At 71.3% G+C, this 21067-nt stretch carries 19 protein-coding genes and 1 pseudogene; 5 read left to right on the top strand and 15 right to left on the bottom strand.

The annotated features are described in order from the left end of the window. Both VGX25_RS33770 and VGX25_RS33765 read left to right on the top strand, forming a co-directional pair. Window positions 1-186, top strand: a pseudogene (locus VGX25_RS33770) (hypothetical protein); the annotation flags it as partial. 2 nt (window positions 187-188) lie between these two features. Next, window positions 189-917 (top strand): ESX secretion-associated protein EspG, encoded by a 729-nt coding sequence (locus VGX25_RS33765; protein WP_326922037.1) that lies wholly within the window; start codon window positions 189-191, stop codon window positions 915-917. 101 nt (window positions 918-1018) lie between these two features. Here VGX25_RS33765 and VGX25_RS33760 read toward each other — a convergent pair whose 3' ends face one another. From VGX25_RS33760 to VGX25_RS33750, 3 genes are all read right to left on the bottom strand, one after another. Continuing rightward, window positions 1019-3268, bottom strand: coding sequence for a (Fe-S)-binding protein (locus VGX25_RS33760; RefSeq protein WP_326922036.1), 2250 nt, complete (start codon window positions 3266-3268; stop codon window positions 1019-1021). 86 nt (window positions 3269-3354) lie between these two features. Continuing rightward, window positions 3355-4983 (bottom strand): acyl-CoA dehydrogenase family protein, encoded by a 1629-nt coding sequence (locus tag VGX25_RS33755; RefSeq protein WP_326922035.1) that lies wholly within the window; start codon window positions 4981-4983, stop codon window positions 3355-3357. Beyond that, window positions 4967-5578 (bottom strand): TetR/AcrR family transcriptional regulator, encoded by a 612-nt coding sequence (locus tag VGX25_RS33750; RefSeq protein WP_326922034.1) that lies wholly within the window; start codon window positions 5576-5578, stop codon window positions 4967-4969. Before VGX25_RS33750 ends, VGX25_RS33755 begins: the two co-directional genes overlap by 17 nt. A gap of 101 nt (window positions 5579-5679) precedes the next feature. On the opposite strand from VGX25_RS33750, the gene VGX25_RS33745 reads away from it, so the two are divergent. Next, window positions 5680-6030, top strand: a complete 351-nt coding sequence (locus VGX25_RS33745) for a hypothetical protein (RefSeq protein WP_326922033.1) — start codon at window positions 5680-5682, stop codon at window positions 6028-6030. 41 nt (window positions 6031-6071) lie between these two features. On the opposite strand, the gene VGX25_RS33740 is transcribed toward VGX25_RS33745, so the two are convergent. The 10 genes from VGX25_RS33740 to VGX25_RS33695 all read right to left on the bottom strand — a co-directional run bounded on the left by VGX25_RS33740 (window position 6072) and on the right by VGX25_RS33695 (window position 17700). Next, a complete protein-coding gene (locus VGX25_RS33740) occupies window positions 6072-7493 on the bottom strand; it encodes a HAMP domain-containing sensor histidine kinase (protein WP_326922032.1) in 1422 nt (473 codons plus the stop codon). After that, window positions 7490-8194 carry a response regulator transcription factor gene (locus VGX25_RS33735; protein WP_414636068.1) on the bottom strand — a complete coding sequence of 235 codons (705 nt, stop codon included), beginning with the start codon at window positions 8192-8194 and terminating at the stop codon, window positions 7490-7492. Before VGX25_RS33735 ends, VGX25_RS33740 begins: the two co-directional genes overlap by 4 nt. A 218-nt stretch (window positions 8195-8412) precedes the next feature. Further along, the gene (locus tag VGX25_RS33730) at window positions 8413-9978 is read right to left on the bottom strand and encodes a benzoate-CoA ligase family protein (RefSeq protein WP_326922030.1); all 1566 of its coding nucleotides are present in this window, start codon (window positions 9976-9978) and stop codon (window positions 8413-8415) included. Window positions 9979-9991: 13 nt separating this feature from the next. Then, the gene (boxB, locus tag VGX25_RS33725) at window positions 9992-11413 is read right to left on the bottom strand and encodes a benzoyl-CoA 2,3-epoxidase subunit BoxB (protein ID WP_326922029.1); all 1422 of its coding nucleotides are present in this window, start codon (window positions 11411-11413) and stop codon (window positions 9992-9994) included. 145 nt (window positions 11414-11558) lie between these two features. Continuing rightward, window positions 11559-13169, bottom strand: a complete 1611-nt coding sequence (boxC, locus tag VGX25_RS33720) for a 2,3-epoxybenzoyl-CoA dihydrolase (RefSeq protein ID WP_326922028.1) — start codon at window positions 13167-13169, stop codon at window positions 11559-11561. A gap of 49 nt (window positions 13170-13218) precedes the next feature. Then, window positions 13219-13920 carry an ABC transporter ATP-binding protein gene (locus tag VGX25_RS33715; protein ID WP_326922027.1) on the bottom strand — a complete coding sequence of 234 codons (702 nt, stop codon included), beginning with the start codon at window positions 13918-13920 and terminating at the stop codon, window positions 13219-13221. A gap of 7 nt (window positions 13921-13927) precedes the next feature. Next, a complete protein-coding gene (locus tag VGX25_RS33710) occupies window positions 13928-14680 on the bottom strand; it encodes an ABC transporter ATP-binding protein (RefSeq protein WP_326922026.1) in 753 nt (250 codons plus the stop codon). After that, the gene (locus VGX25_RS33705; protein WP_326922025.1) at window positions 14677-15591 is read right to left on the bottom strand and encodes a branched-chain amino acid ABC transporter permease; all 915 of its coding nucleotides are present in this window, start codon (window positions 15589-15591) and stop codon (window positions 14677-14679) included. Before VGX25_RS33705 ends, VGX25_RS33710 begins: the two co-directional genes overlap by 4 nt. After that, window positions 15591-16475, bottom strand: coding sequence for a branched-chain amino acid ABC transporter permease (locus VGX25_RS33700; protein WP_326922024.1), 885 nt, complete (start codon window positions 16473-16475; stop codon window positions 15591-15593). Before VGX25_RS33700 ends, VGX25_RS33705 begins: the two co-directional genes overlap by 1 nt. A 4-nt stretch (window positions 16476-16479) precedes the next feature. Then, complete coding sequence (locus VGX25_RS33695) at window positions 16480-17700, bottom strand: ABC transporter substrate-binding protein (RefSeq protein ID WP_326922023.1); 1221 nt, start codon at window positions 17698-17700, stop codon at window positions 16480-16482. Window positions 17701-17863: 163 nt separating this feature from the next. On the opposite strand from VGX25_RS33695, the gene VGX25_RS33690 reads away from it, so the two are divergent. Continuing rightward, window positions 17864-18526: a peptidoglycan-binding domain-containing protein gene (locus VGX25_RS33690; protein WP_326922022.1), complete on the top strand. Its 663-nt coding sequence runs from the start codon at window positions 17864-17866 to the stop codon at window positions 18524-18526. Window positions 18527-18681: 155 nt separating this feature from the next. Further along, on the top strand, window positions 18682-18858 hold the full coding sequence (locus VGX25_RS33685; RefSeq protein WP_326922021.1) for a hypothetical protein: 177 nt from the start codon (window positions 18682-18684) through the stop codon (window positions 18856-18858). 193 nt (window positions 18859-19051) lie between these two features. Here VGX25_RS33685 and VGX25_RS33680 read toward each other — a convergent pair whose 3' ends face one another. Continuing rightward, complete coding sequence (locus tag VGX25_RS33680; RefSeq protein ID WP_414636067.1) at window positions 19052-19861, bottom strand: sugar phosphate isomerase/epimerase family protein; 810 nt, start codon at window positions 19859-19861, stop codon at window positions 19052-19054. Next, window positions 19858-20997, bottom strand: a complete 1140-nt coding sequence (locus tag VGX25_RS33675) for a dihydrodipicolinate synthase family protein (protein WP_326922020.1) — start codon at window positions 20995-20997, stop codon at window positions 19858-19860. The genes VGX25_RS33680 and VGX25_RS33675 overlap by 4 nt, the downstream gene beginning before the upstream one ends. Between the last annotated feature and the right edge of the window lie 70 nt (window positions 20998-21067).

Raw genomic sequence — 21067 nt, 5'->3', positions numbered from 1 at the left:
GGCCAGGGCGGCATGGGCGCCGGCCGCGCAGGGGCGGGCGGCGGGATGTCGCCGATGATGGGCGGCGCGCGGAGCCAGGGCGAGGACGACTACGAGCACCAGCGGCCGGCCTATCTCGAGGAGCCGGATCCCGAGGGCCTGTTCGGCACGGACGAGCCCACGGCGCCACCGGTGATCGGCGGCTAACGGTGCCCGGATCGTTCGTGCTGTCCTTCGCCGCGATCGACGTTCTGCTCGAGCGGCTGGGGCTCGGCTCGGCGCCGTTTCCGTTCGAGATCCCGCACCACGGCCGGACCTTCGACGAGCGGGCGGGCATCCGCGCGGCGGTGATCGCGAGCCTGGCCGGCCGGAGCCTCGCCGGCGAGGCCGAGTCGGCGGTGGCCCTGTTCGCCAGGCCGCACACCGAGATCACCCTGTTCGGCGCCCTTGACGACGATGTGCGGCTGTTCGCCCGGGTGTGCCGGACCGACCAGCGCGCGCTGCGGGCGGTCGGCAAGCCCAACACCGTCCAGTTCGAACACATCCGGCCCACCGCGATCGTGTCCAGCGCGGTCGAGCTGCTGCCCGCCGAGCGCCCCGGCCCCGGGCAGTCGGTGACGATCTCGGCGGGTTCGGTCGGGGCGCACGAAGGCGGTGTGGCCAGGGCGGTGCAGGCGCAGGACCCGCAGCTCGCCAAGGCGCGGACGATCCTGGAGCGCAAGCGGCTGCGGCTGGGCCAGTTCCGGATCACCGTGGCCGGGCGGCACGAGCCCGACATCTTCTGGTTCGACACCCCGGTCGGCCGGTACGTGCTCACGTCGAGGGAAGCCGACGACGGGCAGACCTGGGCCACGATCTCGCCAGCCGACAGCGGCCGGATCGCCCAGCTGCTCACCGCGCAGCTGGACAGCCTCACCGGTACCACAGCGGCGCGCTAGGTGTGGCCTCGCGCCTGCCAACCGCACCTCAGGGACCGTGACGGCACTCAGCCACCATCAACCCGACATCCGCACCATCGGCTGGAACGCAACGACAGCAGTTAATCCCGCAGAGGCGGAACAGTCCCGCGTTTGACCGACTCCAGGAGGAGTTGGGAGACGTCGCGGACGGTGACGCCGGCGGCGGCGTCCTCGCTCTGCCGCTGCACCACGCCGTCGGTGATCATGACGCGGCAGAACGGGCAGCCGGTGACGATCTCCCCGGCGCCGGTGGAGATCGCCTCGTCCACCCGCTCCAGATTGATCCGCTTGCCGATGTGCTCCTCCATCCACATGCGAGCGCCGCCCGCTCCGCAGCACAGCGCGCGGTCGGCGTGCCGGGGCATCTCGGTGAGGGTGGCGCCGGCGACCCCGACCAGCTCCCGCGGTGGCTCGTACACCTTGTTGTGCCTGCCGAGGTAGCACGGATCGTGGTAGGTGACGGGCGCGCCGCCGGTGCCGTCGGCGGGCTTGACCGGGGTGAGCTTTCCCTCGCGCACCAACCGGTTCAGCAACTGGGTGTGGTGCAGCACCTGGTAATGCCCGTTGGTGCCGCCGAATGCCGGGATCATGCTCTCCAGCTGCGGGTACTCCCGGCCGAGGGTGTTCATGCAGTGCGGGCAGGTCGTGACGATCTTGCGCCGGAGCGGCTCACGACCCTCGAAGAAGCTGTTGAGCACCTCCGCGGTCTGCTGCGCCATCATCTGGAACAGGAACTCGTTGCCGGCCCGCCGGGCCGGGTCACCGGTGCAGGTCTCCTCCTTGCCGAGCACCACGTATTTCACGCCGGCGATGTGCAGCAGCTCGGCGGTGGCCCGGACGGTCCTACGGGCGTTGTCGTCGAACGCGCCTGCGCAGCCGACCCAGAACAGGTACTCGACGTCCTCGGCGAGCTCGCCGTCGAACACGGGCACCTCGAACGGAAGGTCCTTGGCCCAGTCCATCCGCTCCGAGTTGTTCTGCCCCCACGGGTTTCCCTTGTTCTCCAGGTTGCGGAACAGGGTGCCCAGCTCGGTCGGGAACTCCGACTCGATCATCACCTGGTACCGGCGCATGTCCACGATGTGGTCCACGTGCTCGATGTCCACCGGGCACTGCTCGACGCACGCCCCGCAGGTGGTGCACGACCACAGCACGTCCGGGTCGATCACCCCGCCCTGCTCCGCGGTGCCCACCAGCGGCCGCAGCGCCTGCTCCGGACCGGAGCCGGTCACCCGGCCGAACCCGGACTCCGGCACGCCGTGGCCTCCCCCGTCGTCACCGTGCGAAGGCCCACCTTTTGGCATGATCGCGCCCTCGTCGGGCATGTCCTTGCCGCCGATGAGGTACGGCGCCTTGGCGAACAGGTGGTCCCGCAGGTCCATGATGACCAGCTTGGGGGACAACGGTTTCCCGGTGTTCCAGGCCGGGCACTGGCTCTGGCAACGCCCGCACTCGGTGCAGGTGGCGAAGTCCAGCATGCCCTTCCAGGTAAAGTCCTCGATCTTGCCGCGGCCGAACACGTCATCCTCGGCCGGGTCCTCGAAGTCGATCGGCTTGCCGTGCGACTCCATCGGCAGCAGCGGCCCGAGCCCGTCCGGCAGCCGCTTGGCCGAGACGTTGATCGGGGCGATGAAGATGTGCAGGTGCTTGGAGTACAGCACGATGATCAGGAACGACAGCATGACGCCGATGTGCAGCAGCAGGCCGACCGACTCGAGGACCTCGTTGGGGTCGTGGCCCAACGGTTCGAGCAACTCGCCGACGCCGAGCGAGACGAACGCCCCGCTGTCGTAGGGGAAGGTGCCCACCGCGGCGGAGGCGCCGCGGAACAGGAACATCGTCCAGATCACGTTGAAGATCATGAACAGGATCAGCCAGGCCGGGCCGGTGTGCGAGCCGTAGAACCTCGAGGCGCGCTTGCGGCGCTCGGGCGCCTGCCGGACCCGCATGATCGAGAACGCCACCAGCGAGAACAGCACGGCCACGGCGATGAAGTCCTGCAGGAACCCGAGCACCGCCCAGCGCCCGATCAGCGGGATGTGGAAGTCGTGGTCGAACAGCGTGCCGTAGGCCTCGAGGTAGACCGAGCCCAGGATCAGGAAGCCCCAGAACGTGAAGAAGTGCGCCAGCCCGGGGATCGACCACTTGAGCAGCTTGCGCTGCCCGAAGACCTCCGCGACCTGGGCCCAGAGCCGGGCACCCAGGTTGTCGAGCCGGCCGGTGGCCGGCTGGCCGGAGCTGATCAGCTTGTGCAGCCACCGCGCCCGGCGCGCCGCGAAGGCGAGCACGACCACGGTGAGCAGGAGGCCAACGACCAGTCGTACCAGCACGACCCCTCCGCATCGGGTAGCTACTGCGTAGTAACTAGGGGATCGTAGTCCCTCCCCCGCGGGGTCTGCCGGACACCGGATGTGTGTTACCGCACGCGAACCCGATCGAGAATGGCCGCGGTGTCGGTGCCGGCCGCAAGTGTGCCGAAGGCCACGCCCCAGTCGCCGGCAAGGCGGGAGGCGCAGAACGCGTCGGCGACGGCCGGCGGGGCGTGCCGGACCAGCAGCGAGCCCTGCAGCACCAGGGCCATGGCCTCGACGATGCGGCGGGCGCGCAGCTCGATGGCCGACAGGTCGGCGAGCTCCTTGCGGACGTTGGCCACGGCGTCGTCGAGGCGACGGTCCACACCGGACGACAGCTCGAGCTCGGCGAAGAACGCCTCGACCGACTCGGGTTGCTTGGCCATGGCGCGCAACGCGTCCAAGGCGGCGACGTTGCCCGAACCCTCCCAGATGGACGACAGCGGGGCCTCGCGGTAGAGCCGCGGCATGCCGGACTCCTCGACGTAGCCGTTGCCGCCCAAGCATTCCAGTGCCTCGGCGGCGTGCGCCGGGCCGCGCTTGCACACCCAGTACTTGCTGACCGCAAGGGCCAGGCGGCGGAACGTGGCCTCGGCGGTGTCGCCGCGGGCGGCGCGGTCGGTGGCGCCGGCGAGGCGCATCGCCACGGTGGTGGCGGCCTCGGCCTCGACGGCCAGGTCGGCGAGCACGTTGGCCATCAGCGGGGCGTCGATCAGCGTGGTGCCGAACGCCCTGCGGTGCCGCGCGTGGTGGGCGGCCTGGACGAGGCCGTGGCGCATGCCGGCGGCCGAGCCCAGCACGCAGTCCAGCCGGGTCATGTTGACCATCTCGATGATGGTCCGCACGCCGCGGCCCTCCTCCCCGATCAGCACGGCGACGGCGTCGGAGTACTCGACCTCCGCCGAGGCGTTGGAGCGGTTGCCGAGCTTGTCCTTCAAGCGCTGCAGGAAGAACCGGTTGCGGGTGCCGTCGGGCAGGATCCGCGGAATCAGGAAGCAGGACAGGCCGCCGGGGGCCTGTGCGAGCGTGAGGAACACGTCCGACATCGGCGCCGAGGTGAACCACTTGTGGCCGGTGATCAGGTACGAGCCGTCGGCGGCGGGCACCGCGCGGGTGGTGTTGGCGCGCACGTCGGATCCGCCCTGCTTCTCGGTCATCGACATGCCGGCGATCAGGCCGCGCTTCGAGGTCGGCTCGCGCAGGCCGAAGTCGTACTCCGGCGCGGCCAGCAGGGGCTCCAGCACCGCGGCCAGCTCGGGCGTGTGGCGCAGCGCCGGCACCGCGGCGTAGGTCATCGAGATCGGGCAGGTGTGGCCGGGCTCGACCTGGCTCCAGACGTACATCTTGGCGGCCCTTGCCACGTGCGCGCCGGCCCGGTCGTCGCGCCAGGGAGCGGCGTGGATGCCGGAGGACACCGCGACGGCCATCAGCTCGTGCCAGGACTGGTGGAACTCGACCTCGTCGATGCGGTGGCCGTAGCGGTCGTGCGTGCGCAGGACCGGCGGGTAGGCGTGGGCAAGACGGCCCCACTCCTGCGCCTGCTCGCTGCCGGCGAGAGCGCCCAGCGCGCGCAGCTCGGGCTCGGCCCACTCGGCGCCCTCCCGTCGAAGCGCTTCGACGAGCGCGGGGTCGGCGGCCACGTCGTGCCCGACCAGGGGCGGAACCTGGTTGGTGACCTCATGCGTCGCGGGCATCGGAACCTCCTACGGCTCGCAGGGCGAAGGTGATCAGCGAGGGGATGGTGTCGACCTCGGCGTGCCCGGCGGCCAGCGGCGAGACCAGCGCCTCGGCCATCGCGCCGACCAGGGCGGCCGCGGTGACCTCGGGGTTCTGGGCGGGCAGCGCGCCACTCGCCACGCCCCCGGCGACCGCGGCGGCGACCAGGTCGCGGTAGCCGCGGCGGAACACCAGGCGTTCGGCGTCGACGGCCGGGTCGACCGGCTCGGCGAGCAGCGCGTAGGCCAGCCGGGGCGACTTGAAGGCCCGGCCGGCGAACGTCTCGATCAGCGCGATGATCCGGTCGGCCACCGCGGCCGGCCGCCGCACGGCCTCGGTGACGGCGGCCAGCTCGCGGCCGGCAGCGAACCGGAACACCTCGGTGACCAGCTGCGCCTTGTTCGGGAAGTGGCGGTACACGGTGCCGGTGGCGACGCCGGCCCGCGCGGCCACGGCGGCCACCGAGCAGCCCGGGTAACCGTGCTCGGTCAGCAGGGCGATGGCGGCCTTGAGGATCGCCTCCCTGGATGCGTCCAACCGGGCCTGTACGGCCGGGGTACGCCGGTATGCCACACAAGAAGTGAACTACGATTCACAACTTGGCGCAAGCGGCTGCACGCGAGACTGCCCGGAAAGACATCGCAGGCCGACCGGCCCGGTGCTGAGGTGATCACATGGCTGACTACGACGACGACTCCCACAGGGAGTACGGGCAGGCGATGCAGGAGTACGGGTTCGACGAGATGCCGCACGAGGAAGGCCTCGACCAGGCGATCGACGAGCTGCTCAACGACCTCGAGAATCTGCCGGACCGGATCCAGCAGCTGTTCGAGTACCTGTTCCAGGGATACGACGTGGCCGACGCCGCCTACTACGCGGGGTACGGCAACAACACCGAGGGCCTGCACAAGGCCCTGAAGAAGGACACCGGCCACGGCCTCAAGGACAAGCTCAGGGTCCTCAAGGACGCGCACGGCGCCGGCAAGGAGCGCGCCGACGCCCGCATGGCCGCCGGGGCCCAGTAGAACGTCGTGCGTCTTTTCTGGGGCTATAGCACCAGAAAGACTCACGACACCCGGGGAATCCGGACCGTGAACACGGTCCGGCCGGGCTCGCTGTCCACGGCGACGCTGCCGCCGTGGGCCTGGACCAGCATCTGGGCGACGGCCAGGCCGAGGCCGGTGCCGCCGCGGGGCCGGGAGCGGGAGTCGTCGACGCGGTAGAAGCGGTCGAAGATCCGGGCCTGGTGCTCGGCGGGAATGCCCGGCCCCGCGTCGGTCACGTAGATCTCGGCCCAGCCAGGGAAGACCCGCACGGCCAGGCGCACGGGTGTGCCGTCCGGGGTGTGCCCGGCGACGTTGGCCAGCAGGTTGTCAAGGACCTGACGCAGCCGGGTCGGGTCGGCGCGCAGCCAGATCGGTTGCGTGGCGATCTCGAGCTCGAGCGGGTACCGCGGGTTGGCCACCCGGAAGGCCTCGGCCGCGGCCGCGGCGAGCTCGGCGAGATCGGTGCGCTCGAGGCGAAGCGGCGTCTCGGCGTCCGCGGAGTCCAGGCGCGCCAACAACAACAGGTCGTCGACGAGCACGCTCATCCGCGCGGTCTCCTCGCGGATCTTGGCAAGGTGCGCGTCCCGCTCGGCCGGCTCGTTGGCCGCCGCATAGCTGAACAGGTCGGCGTAGCCCCGAATCGAGGTCAGCGGGGTGCGCAGCTCGTGCGAGGCGTCCGCGACGAACCGGCGCAGCCGCTCGTTGGCGGCGGTGCGCACGGCCAGCGAGGCGTCGATGTGGTCGAGCATCCGGTTGAGCGCGGTGCGCAGCTCCTCCACCTCGACCCCGCCGCCGGTGCCGGACACCCGCACCGGCAGGTCGGCTGAGCCGGTCAGATCGTGCGACGTGATGTCGTGCGCGGTGGCCGCCATGTCGCTCAGCGGCCGCAATCCCTTGCGCAGCACCATCCTTCCGGCGAACACGAGCACCGCGAGGGCGAGCGTGAACGCGGCGGCAAGGACGATGACCAGCTGCCGGACGGTGCTGTCCAGCTCGTCCCGCGGCGCCGCGCTCACCAGAACCTGGTTGGCCCGGATCGGGCAGGCCCGGACCCGGTAGGAGCCCTGCTCCTTGAGATACACGGTGCGCAGCACCTCGGTCCGGGTGGCGTCCCTCGCGACGTCGGCCAGCGGTGGCGTGATCTCGGACGGCAGCAGGCTGGACGGCTTCGGCGCCGCCGTGCCGTTGTCCACTGTGAACACCTCGGAGTACCAGCCGTACAGCGGACGCGGCGTGTAGTCGGGGTGCTCGCGGATCTTCTTCGTCTGGTCGATCTGGGTGCTGGTCAGCTGCTCGTCGAGCCGCTCGGCCAGGTAGCCGTGCATGGTGGTGACCAGCACGGTGCCGACCACGCCGAACACCACAAGAGCCAGCGCGCCGAGGCCGAGCGCGAGCCGGGTGCCGAGGCGCAACCGGCGCCACCCGTCGAGCAGGCGCTTCACCGCGCCATCCGCCGGACCACGTAGCCGACGCCCCGCACCGTGTGGATCAACGGCTCGCGTCCGGCGTCCACCTTGCGCCGCAAGTGCGAGATGGCCAGTTCGACCACATTGGACCGGCCGCCGAAGTCGTACTGCCAGACGTGGTCGAGGATCTGCGCCTTGGTCAGCACGGTCGGCGAGCGCCGCATCAGGTAGCGCAGCAGCTCGAACTCGGTCGGGGTGAGCTGGATCAGCTCCGCGCCGCGGCGCACCTCGCGGGTGTCCTCGTCGAGCGACAGGTCGGCCACGGTCAGGCCGGACGCCCGGCGCGCCCGCCCGGTGCGCCGCAGCACCGCCCGCAGCCTGGCCATCAGCTCCTCCACCGAGAACGGCTTGACGAGGTAGTCGTCCCCGCCCCTGGTCAGCCCGGCGATCCGGTCGGCGGTGCCGTCGCGCGCGGTAAGGAACACCACCGGCACCGCGGTGCCCGACTCGCGCAGCCGGTCCAGCACCGCGAACCCGTCGACGTCGGGCAGCATCAGGTCCAGCACGACGATGTCCGGCGCGAACACGGCCGCCTGGCGGATCGCCTCGGCCCCGTTGCCGGCCGTGACCGCGTGCCAGCCCTCGTACCGGGCGACGGTCGCCACGAGGTCGGCAATGTGCGGCTCGTCGTCGACCACGAGCAGCCGCACCCGGTTGTCACTACCCACATGGCCCATCTTCCGGCACGGTGCAACGGGCGGTGACGCGGCGTCGGCCCCGACAGGAAGTCGACAGGTTCGGAACAGCTCGATCACGGTTCGCGCCGACGGGCTCGGCGGGGGACGAGCATTCCACTTGCGACACGACCGGGCGGTTCAACGACCGGCACGCCCGCTGGCACGAGGCGGCCCGACGGCACTGGCGCACACCCGCCGGGTGACACCACGACGGAGTGTCACACGGCGCTCGGCACCCCGGCGCCGGAGAGCACGTCGCGCACCTGCTCGCGCAGCACGTTGCGGCGGATCTTCCCGGTGGCGGTCTTCGGCAGCTCGTCGACCCGGACCACCGCCCGGGGCCGCTTGAACGCGGCCAGACCGTCGCGGCACCACCGGATCAGCGCCTCGGCGTCCAGCTCGGCCCCGGCGGCCGGCACCACGCAGGCGACCGGCTTGTCAAGGCCGACCTCGTCCGGGGCGGCGACCACCGCGGCCTCGGCGACCGAAGGGTGCTCGAGCAGCCGCTGCTCGACCTCGGCCGGCGACACCCAGATCCCGCCCGCCTTGAGCATGTCGCCGTACCGGCCGAGGAAGCTGTACGTGCCGTCCTCGTTGCGCACGTAGGTGTCGCCGGTGCGCAGCCACTCGCCGAGGAACACCCGCCGGGTGATCTCGGTGCGGCACCAGTAGCCGGTGGCCAGCGACGGGCCGCGCAGGTACAGCTCGCCCGGCGTGCCGACCGCATCGACGAGCGCGCCCTGCTCGTCGCGGATCTCCACCTGGTAGCCGGGCACCGGGGCGCCAGACGAGCCGGGCCGCACCCGACCGGCCCGGTTGGACATGAAGATGTGCAGCGCCTCGGTGGACCCGATGCCATCGAGCACCTCCACCCCGAACCGCTCGCGGAACCTGTTGTACACCACCGCGGGCAGCGGTTCGCCGGCCGAGACTCCTTGGCGCACCGAAGAGAACGTGTCGTCCGGTATGTCGGACGCCAGCAGCGCCGAGTAGAACGTGGGCACGGCGAAGAACAGCGTCGGCGCGTCGGCCCGGACCCGCTCGGCGATCACGGCCGGGGTCGGCCGGGACCGCAGCAGCACCGTGGTGGCGCCCGCGGCCAGCGGGAAGAAGCACGAGTTGCCCAGCCCGTAGGCGAAGAACAGCTTCGGCACCGACAGGCACCGGTCCCCAGGCGCGACCCCGAGCACGTCGGCGCTGTAGCACTCGACGACGTCGCGGATGCTGGCGTGCCGGTGCATCGCCCCCTTGGGCCTGCCGGTGGTGCCGGAGGTGTAGAGCCACAGCGCGGGCGAGTCCGGCCAGGTGTCGTACGCCTCGGCGGCGGCGTCGGACGCGCGCAGCTGCGCCCACTGGTGGGTGGGCACGCCGAGGTCCGCCGCGCCGTCCAGCACGACGTGGACCACCTCAGGGGCGACGGCCAGCGCCGCCGCGGCCGCCTTGGCGAACTCGACCGACACGCACAGCACCCGGGTCCGCGCGTCGATCACCATCGTGGTCAGCTCGGGCCCGGTGACCATGGTGGACACCGGAACCGGCACCGCGCCGATGTGCATGGCGGCGAGGATCCCGGTCAGCAGCTCCACTCCGTCGGCCATGCAGAACATGACCCGCTCCTCCGGCCGGACCCCGAGCCCGCGCAGCCCGGTCGCGACCCGGTGCACCTCGTCGGCGAGCTGCGCGTAGGTCAGCGTGCGATCCGCACAGCGCACCGCGACCCGCTCGCCGTTGCCCTCACGCAGGTGCCGGTGCACCAGGTAGTCGGCCGCGTTGAAGCTGTCCATGGTCGCCGCCCCTTCAGCTGAGGTAGACGTACTCGAAGTCGAACGGCTTGCCGTTGATTCCGTTGCGGGGTGGGGCGAGCCAGCTGGCGATCTTGCCGCGCTCGTACACCGGCCGCATGAGCGAGCGCACGAACGCCAGGTCCTCGCTCGTCGGCAGCCAGCTCTTCCGACCCTTCGCCCAGGTGGCCTCGTCCACGATGGTGCCGTCCGGTGTGATGTGGAATCCGGAGCTTACGCCAACTTTGCGGTTGAAGCCCGGGTGCGGCAGGGCGAACCGGTAGTCGACCTCGTGATCGGCCAGGATCTTGTTCCACCGCTTGACCCCGGTCTCGCAGTCGGCGATGTACTCGCCGCGCAGATCGAGGTTGAGCGCCAGCAGCGCGGGCAGCTCCTCGCGGTCCCAGGTGCCGTCCTCGGTGGGCCGGTCGAGGAACACGCTGTCGTCGGTGAGCGTGTGATCGTCCTGGCGCCGCGCCTCCTGCCACCGGCCCTTGAGCCCCGCGGTGTAGTAGTTGGCGGCGTTGGTGGACGTCTCGCTGCCGAACAGGTCCAGCGACACCGTGTAGTGGAAGTTCAGGTACTTCTGGATGATGTGCAGCGGGATGCCGCCGTGCGACCCGATGTCCAGCGTGTCGTGCTCGCGGACGAGCTGCGCGCTGCGCTCCACCACCCGGTCGACCCCGGTGGTGCCCACGAACATGTGGTGCGCCTCCTCCTTGAGCATGAACTCGCAGGTGCGCGACAGCGGGTCGAACGCGCTCTCCTTGAGCGTGCCGAGCTGGTACTTGCCGTCCCGGTCGGTGAAGTAGGTGAACATGAAGAACGCCAACCAGTCCGCGGTCTCCTCGTTGAACGCGCCGAGGATGCGCGGCGAGTCCGGACTGCCGGAGTTGCGCAGCAGCAGGCCCTCGGCCTCCTCCCGGCCCTCCCTGCCGAAGTAGGCGTGCAGCAGGTACACCATCGCCCACAGGTGCCGGCCCTCCTCGACGTTGACCTGGAACAGGTTGCGCAGGTCGTAGAGGCTGGGCGCGGTCAGCCCGAGCAGCTTCTGCTGCTCGACCGACGCGGGCTCGGTGTCGCCCTGGATGACGATCAGGCGCTGCAGGTCGGCGCGATACTCGCCCGGCACCTGCTGCCAGACCGGCTCCCCGCGGTGCTCGCCGAAGCCGATCATGCGGTCCGGGTCGCGCTCGGCGAGGAAGATCCCCCACCGGTAGTCCGGCACGTGCACGTGGTCGAAGTGCGCCCAGCCGTCCCGGCCGACGCTGACCGCGGTGCGCAGGTAGACGCCGTGGGTCTCCAGCGCCGGCCCCATCTCGCCCCACCAGTTCATGAACTTGGGCTGCCAGCCCTCCAGCGCGCGCTGCAGTCGCCGGTTCGACGCCAGGTCGACGTTGTTGGGAATCTTGTCGGCGTAGTTGATCGAGGTGGTCATGCAGTTCCGCCTCTCCGGAATTAACTGCTGTTGTTGCGTTCCAGCTGGCGGTGCGGTTGGCGGGGTGATTGTGGCTGGGTTGCGTCACGGTCCCCCGAGGTGCGGTTGGCGGGGCCGCGGCCCGGCCTGGTTGACACAGGGGGTGTCATACCCGCCTCCTGTCGAAGACCGGCTTGCGCCCGGTGCCGTAGCGGCGTAGCGCACCGTCCTCGCCGGATGCGTTGGGCCGCATGAAAATCCAGTTCTGCCAGGCGGCGAGCCGGCCGAAGATCTTCGTTTCGGTGGTCTCCGGTCCGACGAACCGGTGGTTGGCCTCCATGCCGGTGCACGCGTCCGGGCTCAGCGCGGCCCGGCCCTCGAGCACGATCCGGATCTCGTCGTCCCAGTCGATGTCGTCCGGCGCGTCGGTGACCAGGCCCAGCTCGAGCGCCTCCGCCGGGCTCAGCGGCCGGCCGACCTCCTTGCCGGCCAGCAGCTCAAGGTGCGCGCCGTCACGGTAGAACCGCGACTCCAGCCGGGAGGTCCCGTTGCCCATCGGGAGCATCCCGAAGTTGGCCTCGGTCAGCCGCAGCGTCGCCGGCTCGGCGGTCTCCTGGTCGTCGAGCATGTACTGCCGGTCGCAGGCGAAGGCCAGCTCGGCCAGCATGCCGGCGAAGCACGAGCCGGGCTCGATCAACGCGATCAGGCTGCGGCTGGTCACGTCCAGCCGCTTGAGCGTGCGCTTGTAGTAGTGCACGATCTCGTTGGCCAGCCAGTGCGACTCGAGCAGCATGCGCTCGTAGCCGAGCACGACCTCGGCGTCCCCCGCGGTCTTGATCACCCAGGTGCCGAGCTCGATCTCGTTGGTGCGCAAGCGAAGGATCAGATCGTCCAGCTCGCGGGTCATGGCAAGCGGCCAGAACTCCGCGCCCTGGTCCAAGCCCCCGGACACCTCGTCCGGCGCCCGCACCGTGATCGTGACCGTGCCGGCCGCCCGGTCCAGCTCCGCGTGCACCCACCGATCCCGCCGCAGCGGGGTCAACTCGATCCCTTGCGCGCCAACGGGTCTGGTGGACCGGGCGGCCAGCTCCCCGGCCAGCCGCCGAACCGTCTCGTCGAACCGCCGGGGCGGGACCAGCTCGTCGACCAGCCGCCACTCGACCGCGGTCCGGCCCTTGACCCCGTCCGGCCGGGTGGCGAACACGTCGGCGAGGTCCTTGCGCACCCGGCGCTTGTCCACCAGCCGGGTCAGCCCGCCGGTGCCGGGCAGCACGCCGAGCAGCGGCACCTCGGGCAGCGCGACCGTGGAGGAGTTGTCGTCGACAAGGACGATCCGGTCACAGGCCAGGGCCAGCTCGTACCCGCCGCCCGCGCAGGACCCGTTCACCGCGGCCAGGTAGGCCTGGCCGGAGTGCTCGGTGGCGTCCTCCATGGCGTTGCGGGTCTCGTTGGTGAACTTGCAGAAGTTGACCTTCCAGTGGTGCGGCGAGGAGGCCAGCATCCTGATGTTCGCCCCGGCGCAGAACACCTTGTCCTTGCCGCTGGTCACGACTACCGCGCGGACCTCGGGGTGCTCGAACCGCAGCCGCTGCGTGGCGTCGTACAGCTCGATGTCCACGCCGAGGTCGTAGGAGTTCAGCTTCAGCTCGTAGCCCGGCGCCAGCCCGCCGGCCTCGTCGACGTCGAGCACCAGCCAGGCGACCTCGCCGTCCAGCCGGAGCGTCCAGTGCCGGTAGGTGTCCGGGTGGGCGTCGAACGACACCGTTGGGTCAGCCACGACCCATTCTCTACATGTTTACACCTATTCGTCAACGTTATGTAGAGGATCAGACCCCGAGCAGCCGGTGCGCGGTCGCCTCGTCCCGGCGGAAGTCCTCGGTGCCGGCCCGGTGCACGATGGTTCCCCTGCCGAGCACGGCGATCTCGTCGCATACCTCGAAGGCCAGGTGCAGGTCCTGCTCGACGAGCAGCACCGCCACGCCCTCCGCGGCCATCGTGTGGATCGTCGCGGCCACCTGCTCCACAATGGACGGTGCGAGCCCCTCGGATGGCTCGTCCATCAGCATCAGCGTGGGGTTGGTGAGCAGGGCGCGCGCGATGGCCAGCATCTGCTGCTCGCCGCCGGACAGCCGGCCGGCCGGGTGCCGCCACCGCTCGCCCAGCCGGGGCAGCAGCTCCCGGATCCGCTCAATCGTCCACACGGGACGGTCCGGGAGCCGGCGGGCGGCAAGGGCGAGATGCTCGCGCACGGTGAGCGGCGGCCAGATCCGGCGGCCCTGTGGGACGAGCGCGACACCGGCGCGGGCGATCTGGTCGGGCCGGCGGCCGGCGAGTGGGGCGCCGTCGAGCGTGATCGACCCGGCGCCGGGTGGCACGAGGCCCATCAGGGTCATGATCAGGGTGGACTTGCCGACGCCGTTGCGGCCGAGCAGGCCGAGCGTGGTGCCGCGCTCCAACCCGAAGCTCACGTCCCGGATCACGGTGCTGCCCGCGTAGCCCGCGGCGAGGTCGGTCACCTCCAGGAACATCCGCCGATCACCTCCACAGTGGCTCGTCGCGCGCGGCGCCGAGGTAGGCCTCGCGGACCTCGGTGCTGGCCCGGACCTGGTCCGGGGTGCCGGTGAGCAGCACCCGCCCCAGGCTGAGCACGGTGACCCCGGTGGCCAGGTCGAACACCAGGTCGAGGTCGTGCTCGACGAACAGCACGGTGACCGACTCGGGCAGCCCGCGCATCAGGTCGACCAGCCGGGCGCGCTCGGCGGTGGACATGCCCGCGGCCGGTTCGTCCATCAGCAGCACGCTCGGCCGGCAGGCCAGCGCCAGCGCCACCTCCAGCTGCTTGCGCTCGCCGTGGGACAGCCGGGCCGCGGCGGCCCCACCGCGATCGGCCAGCCCGACCAGAGCCAGCAACTCGTCGACCCTGGCCCAGGTTGCGCGCTCCCGCCGGGGAACCGGCGAAACCGTGCCCTGCCGGCGGACCGCCAGCGCGACGTTCTCCGCGGCGGTCATGGAGCCGAACAGGCTGGCGTGCTGCAGGGTCTGGCCGATGCCCAGCCGGGCCCTGCGCACCTCCGACAGCCGGGTGATGTCGCGCCCGCCCAGCTCCACCTGCCCGTCCGAGACCCGCAGCAGCCCGGTGATCAGCCGGAACAGCGTGGTCTTGCCCGCCCCGTTCGGCCCGATCAACGCGTGCCGCGCCCCCGGCCGGACCGCCAGGTCGACGGCATCCACCGCCCGCAGCGCGCCGAACGTCCTGGTCACCGCGTGACAGGCCAGCGCAGGGGTCATCGCCGCACTCCCACGCGGATTCCGGCCGCACCCCGCGGAAGCAGGTACACCACCAGGATGAACACCAGGCCGAGCAGCAGCGGGCCGTGGCCGTCGATGTCCGGGCCGACCACGTCGCGCACCACGATCACCAGCGCAGCGCCGAGACACGGACCCCACAGGCTGCCCGCCCCGCCGATGATCACCGCGAGCAAGGCCAACGCCGCCGTGGTGAATCCCAGGTCGGCCGGGGTGACCAGCCGCTGCTGGGCGGCAAGCAGACCCCCGGCCATCCCGGCCATCCCACCGGCGATCACGAACGCCGCGTACTTGTACCACCGCGTCGCATACCCGAGGGCGCGCATCCGCGGCTCGTTGTCCCGGATCCCGCGCAGCGCCGCTCCGAACGGTGACCGCGACACCAGCCACAGCGCCACGAATCCCAGCAGGAACGCGGCGAGCACGTACCAGTACACGCCGGCGACGTCCAACGGTGCGCCGCCGATTCGGGTGGCCGGCACGCCGTACAACCCGTTGGAGCCGCCGGTCACCGACTCCCAGGTTTCCGCGGCCTGCGCCACGATCTCGCCGATCGCCAACGTCAGCATCAGGAAGAACACCCCGTGGGTGCGCACCGCCACCCACCCGGTGGCCGCCGCGGCGACCGCCCCCGCCGCCAACGCCACGAGCGGCACCGGCCCGGTGGTCGTGACGTTCTTGGTGAACCAGGCGGCGGCGTAGGCCCCGACGCCGAAGTAGGCGGCGTGCCCCAGCGACGGCAGCCCGGCGAACCCGACCAGCAGGTCCAGGCTGGCCACCAGCAACGCGAACACCAGCATCCGGGTCAACGTCGTGGTCGCGTACGGCGCAAGGAACAGCGGCGCGGCCGCGAGCAGCACCACGGCCGGTGCGCCCGCCGACCAGCCCTTCATCACCGCGCTCCCTGGCGGGCGAACAACCCCTGCGGCCACAGGATGAGCACGATCGCCAACGCGCCGAACAGGATGAACGACGCCGCATCGGCCAGCACCGCCCGGCCGAGCGACTCGATCTGCCCGATCAGCAACGCCGCCACCAACGCACCCCGCACCGACCCCAACCCACCGATCACCACCACCACCAACGCCAGGATCAGCACCGTGGCGTCCAGCCCCGGCCTTGCGCCGTAGATCGGCCCGCCGAGGACCCCGGCCACCGCGGCCATCAGCGAGCCCAGTCCCAGCACCGCGAACCGCACCCGATGCTGCGCAACCCCGATCGCCGACACCATGTCCCGGTCCGCCACCGTCGCGCGGATCAGCGACCCGACCGTGGTCCGCTCCACCACCAGGTGCGCCACCACCGCAAGCACCAGCCCCACGCCGATCAGCGCCAGCCGGTACACCGGGTACTGATCCCCCAGCACCACGACGCCGCGGTCCAGCCCGGGCGGCGGATCGATCCCGCGCACGTCCCGGCCGAAGAGCAGGGCGAGCAGCTCGGCCGCCACCAGCGCCACGCCCAGCGTGAGCAGCGCCTGATCGAGGTGACCACGGCGTCGAAGCGGTTCGACGGCGACGGCAAGCACACCGCCGGACGCCAGCCCGACCAGCGCCGCCACCGCGATCGCGAGCAGGAAGCCGCCCCAGCTCGGGTCGCCGCCGGCGATCGCCCACGCCAGGTACGCGCCGAGCAGGAACAGCGCCCCGTGCGCCAGGTTCAGCACGTCCATCATGCCGAAGATCAACGACAGCCCGATGGCCAGAATGAACAGCAGAAACCCGATGGCCACCCCGTTGAGGATGCTCACCAGGTTCGCGTCCAACCAGGACAGCACCGGCTCACGCGTCCCTCGCCAGCTCGCCGAGGTCGGCGAGCACGGTGTTGACGTAGCGTCCGTCGCGCTTGTCCACCTTGCGCAGGTAGAACTTCTGCTTCGGCGACTGGCCGTCGAAGCTCCACGGGCCGCGCGGGCTGTCGTCGATCGTGCCCACCGAGCCGAGCGCCTTCGACACGCTGTCGCCGTCCAGCCCGCCCGCGGACTTCAGCGCCCGGTTGAGCACGAGGGCCGCGTCCCAGGTCTGAACCGCGTAGCAGGTCGGCGCCTCGTTGTACCTGGCCTGGTAGGCCGCGACGAAGTCCTTGTTGGCCTGGTTGTCCAGCTCGCTGGAGTAGTGCAGCGTGGTCTGCACGCCAAGCGCGGCGTCCCCCTGCGCCGGCAGCACGCCGCCCTCGGTGAGGAAGCCGGTGCCGTACAAGGGGATCGCGCCGGCCAGCCCGAACTGGCTGTACTGCTTGACGAACGCGACGGCTTCGGCGCCGGCGAAGAAGCAGAACGTGGCCTTGGCGCCCGATGCGCGGATGGCCGACAGGAACGGCTGGTAGTCCTGGGTCTTGCCGAACGGCGGCTTGGCCGAGCCGGCGATGGTGCCGCCACCGGCCTGGAACGCCTTGGCGAAGGCGGCAAGCGATTCGGCCCCGGCGGCGTAGTCGGGCGCGATCGTGTACACCGCGTCCTTGAACCCCTGGCTCGCCAGGTGCCTGCCCATGGCCGCGGACACCTGGTTGTTGGTGAACGAGGTGCGCCACAGGTACGGCGAGGCCGCCTTGCCGGTGATGTCGACGGCCCCGGCGTTGCTGATCAGCAGCAGCTTCTTCGACTCGATGACCATGTCCCGCACCCCGAGCGCGGTCGACGAGCTGACGACGCCCACCAGGATGTCGCACCGGTCGTTCTGGATCAGCTTCTGCACCGCCGGCACCCCGGTCTGCGGCGACTCCCCCTCGTCACCGACCACAGTGGACACCGGGTGGTCGCCGAGCTTGCCGCCGTTGCGCTCAAGCCACAGGTCCCAGCCGCGCTTCAGGTCGGCGCCCACGGGCGCGTACACCCCGGCCTGCGGAATGATCAACCCGATCTTGACCGAGCCGCCGCCTCCACCACCACCACCGTCGCCCGAGCCGCCGCCGACGCTGCTGCCGCAACCCGGCAGTGCCACCGCCGCCCCGGCGGCGCCGAGCAGGCCAAGGGCACCTCGCCGGGAAAACCGCCGATCGTTCATCGCGTCCGCCTCCCTCGCTCCGGGTGACCGAACCCTATTGGTAGCGCTACCGCGCCGCCAGCTTGTGAGGGCTGCCCGATCGGCCGTTCGCTCGGACATTCCGCCGCGGCCCGGTGCGGCGCATGTTGTGCCGAGATCGGGATCGGGAGAGAGGAAAGGCACGATGTCGGAGGTTCTTCTTCAACGCGGCGACAACAGCGACGACGTGCGCACGGTGCAGGAGCGGCTGACCGAGCTCGGCTACTCGGCCGGCGGGTCGGACGGCGACTACGGCCGCAAGACGGTGGAGGCGGTCCAGGCCTTCCAGGCCGCCTACGGGTTACCCATCACCGGCTCGGTGGACACCGAGACCTGGGGCGCGTTGTTCTCAACGCCGGCGGAGGATCCGACCGCGCACGACCCGTCCGAGGGCCCCACCGCCGACGCGCTCATCGACATCGCGCTCAAGCAGGTCAACGACCGCTACGTGTTCGGCGCCAACGCCGACGAGAGCGACCCGACCGAGGACGAGTTCGACTGCGCCGAGCTGATCTCGTGGAGCTGCGCCCAGCTCGGGGTGTCCTTCCCGGACTACTCGGTCAGCCAGATCGACGCCGTCGCCGCGGCCGGGCTCGAGCTGAGCGTCGCCGAGGCGAGCGGCATCCGCGGCGCGCTGCTGTTCCGTGCGGCCGGCCACAACAACACCCAGTACAACCACGTCGCGCTGTCGATCGGCACCGGCGACGAGACCATCGAGGCGATGGGCTCCGCCTACGGCGTGGCCGTCGGCACCATCGGCAACCGCTTCACCAGGGCCGGGCTCATCCCGGGCATCATCTACCCCTGACGCAACTTGCCATCCGGAATTTGTAACGGCACCTCCACACCCGGCGATGCGGAGTTCATCGTCGAGTGACTCAGGAGCGTGCCCACAATGGATGGTGGAGACAGATCTCGCCGTGCGCTGGCCGGCGGAGCGATGCTGATATTCGTACTGAACGCGTGTGGATCGAATCCGCCCGCGCCGCCGCAATCCCCGCTGAGCATCGCGCCGCCGGCCACCACGAGGAGCACGACCCCGCCACCGACCACAACTCCTGTGCCCACAACGACGACGACCACACCGCCGGCACCGCCGCCGGCACCGCCGCCCGCGCCGAAGCCACCCCCGGCGCCTAAGCCACCCCCGGCGCCGAAACCGCCGCCCGCGCCCGAGAAGAACTGTGACCCCTCATATCCGACCGTGTGCATTCCCTCGCCACCACCGGATTTGGACTGCCCGGAGATCTCGTACAGCAATTTCGAGGTGACCGGCCGGGATCCGCACGGATTCGACCGCGACAAGGATGGTGTCGGCTGTGAGAGCTGACTCCTACCCGACCACGTGCTCGAGGTAGGCGGCGATGGTGTCGCGCAGGATGTCGGGGCCGGGTCGGGCCCACAGGTCGGCGTTGAACACCTCGACCTCGATCGGGCCGGTGTAGCCGGCGGCGTCGACCGCGCCGGTGAACCGGGCGGTCTCGACGCAGCCGGCGCCGGGCAGGCCGCGGCCGAGCAGCACGCCGGCGGGCAGCGGGGTGATCCAGTCGGCGACCTGGTAGCTCGCGATGCGCCCGGCCGCGCCGGCCAGCGCGATCCGGTCCCAGATCCGTTCGTCCCACCAGAGGTGGTAGGTGTCCACGACGACGCCGACCGTGTCCGCGGGGAACGGCGCGGCCAGCTCGAGCGCACCGTCCAGAGTAGACACGACACCGCGGTCGGCACAGTACATCGGGTGCATCGGCTCGATGGCCAGCCGCACGCCGGCGTCCTCGGCGTGCGGCACGAGGGCGGCGATGGCGTCGGCCACGTGCGCGCGGGCGGCGTCCAGCGTGCGGTCGCCGATGCCGCCGGGCACCAGCACCAGCACCGGCGCGCCGAGGGTGGCGGCCTCGTCGATGGCCCGCCGGTTGTCGGCCAGCCAGTCGTCGTCGCAGAAGAACCCGCCGCGGCACAGCGTGCTGACCGACAGGCCGGCGTCGCGCACCAGCTTGGCCGCCCTGCCCAGCCCGTACTCGGCGACCGGCGCCCGCCACAGCCCGACCGCGGGCACCCCGGCCGCCGCGCAGCCGGCGACCATGTCGGCCAGCGGCCAGTTGTTCGCGGTCGCCTGGTTGAACGAGAACCGGTCCAGCCCCGTCACTGCGGCACACCGGCCACGGTGAAGTAGGCCCTGGCGCGGGCCGCGGCCAGCTCGGCGTCCGGCAGCAGGCCGGCGGCGTCGGCCAGCTCGAGCAGCCGCGCACAGTGCGCCGCCGAGCGCGCGGACTGCAGCCCGCCCACCATCACGAAGTGGTCCTGGTGGCCGGCCAGCCAGGACAGGAACACCACGCCGGTCTTGTAGTACTGGGTGGGCGGCCAGAACAGGCGCCGGGCGAGCGGAACGGTGCCGTCCATGATGGACCGGTACCGGTCCGTGTCTCCGCTGTCCAAAGCGGACAGTGCGGCGGCGGCGGCCGGCGCGATCACCGCGAACACGCCGAGCAGCGCGTCGGAGTAGCCGTGCTCGTCGCCGGCGATCAGCTCCGGATAGTGGAAGTCGTCGCCGGTGTACATCCGCACCCCGGCCGGCAGCCGGCGGCGCAGGGCGATCTCGAACGCGGCGTCGAGCAGCGACAGCTTGATCCCGTCGATCCGGTCGGCGTGCTCCTTGATCAGCGTCAGCACGGTGTGCGCCTGGCTGTCCACATCGGACGAGCCCCAGTACCCGCCGAGCGCCGGGTCGAACTGCGGCCCGAGCCAGTGCAGCAGCACCGGTCCGTCCGCCCGCTCGACCAGATCCGCGTACACGGCGAGGTAGTCGTCCGGTCCGGTGGCCGCGGCCGCGAGCTGCCGGCTGCACATGATCACCGGTGTGGCGCCGGCGGCCTGCACGTCCTCGAGCTGCTCGCGGTAGGCGTCGGCGACCTGGGCCAGCGTCACCGGTCCCGGCGGGAGCTGGTCGGTGGCCACCCCGGCGACGATGCGTCCGCGCACCGCCCGCGCCTGTTCGGCCGAGCGGCGGATCAGCTCGCGGACCGCCGGGTAGTCCAGCCCCATGCCGCGCTGGGCGGTGTCCATCGCCTCGGCCACGCCGAGCCCGAGCCGCCACAGGTGCCGGCGGAACGCCAGGGTGGCGTCCCAGTCCAGCACCGCGGGCGCGCCCGGCAGGTTCTCCGCGGCCGGGTCGGCCACCACGTGCGCCGCCGCGAACGCGATCCGGCTGCGCGGCGGGTCGGGGGGCACCTCGAACGAAGTCCCGCCGCGCAGCCGGTGTCGCCGCCCCCCGGGTAACGTCACCGTGTTGGATTCAGGGTGCGGGCCAGAAAAACCACTCATACCGAACGGCCTCCGTTCCAGCCGGCCGGCT

Source organism: Actinophytocola sp., assembly GCF_035942955.1.
Classification (GTDB): Bacteria; Actinomycetota; Actinomycetes; order Mycobacteriales; family Pseudonocardiaceae; genus DASYTH01.
Note: the sequence above shows the minus strand (reverse complement) of the source record. Positions and strands in the feature narration are given on the sequence as shown.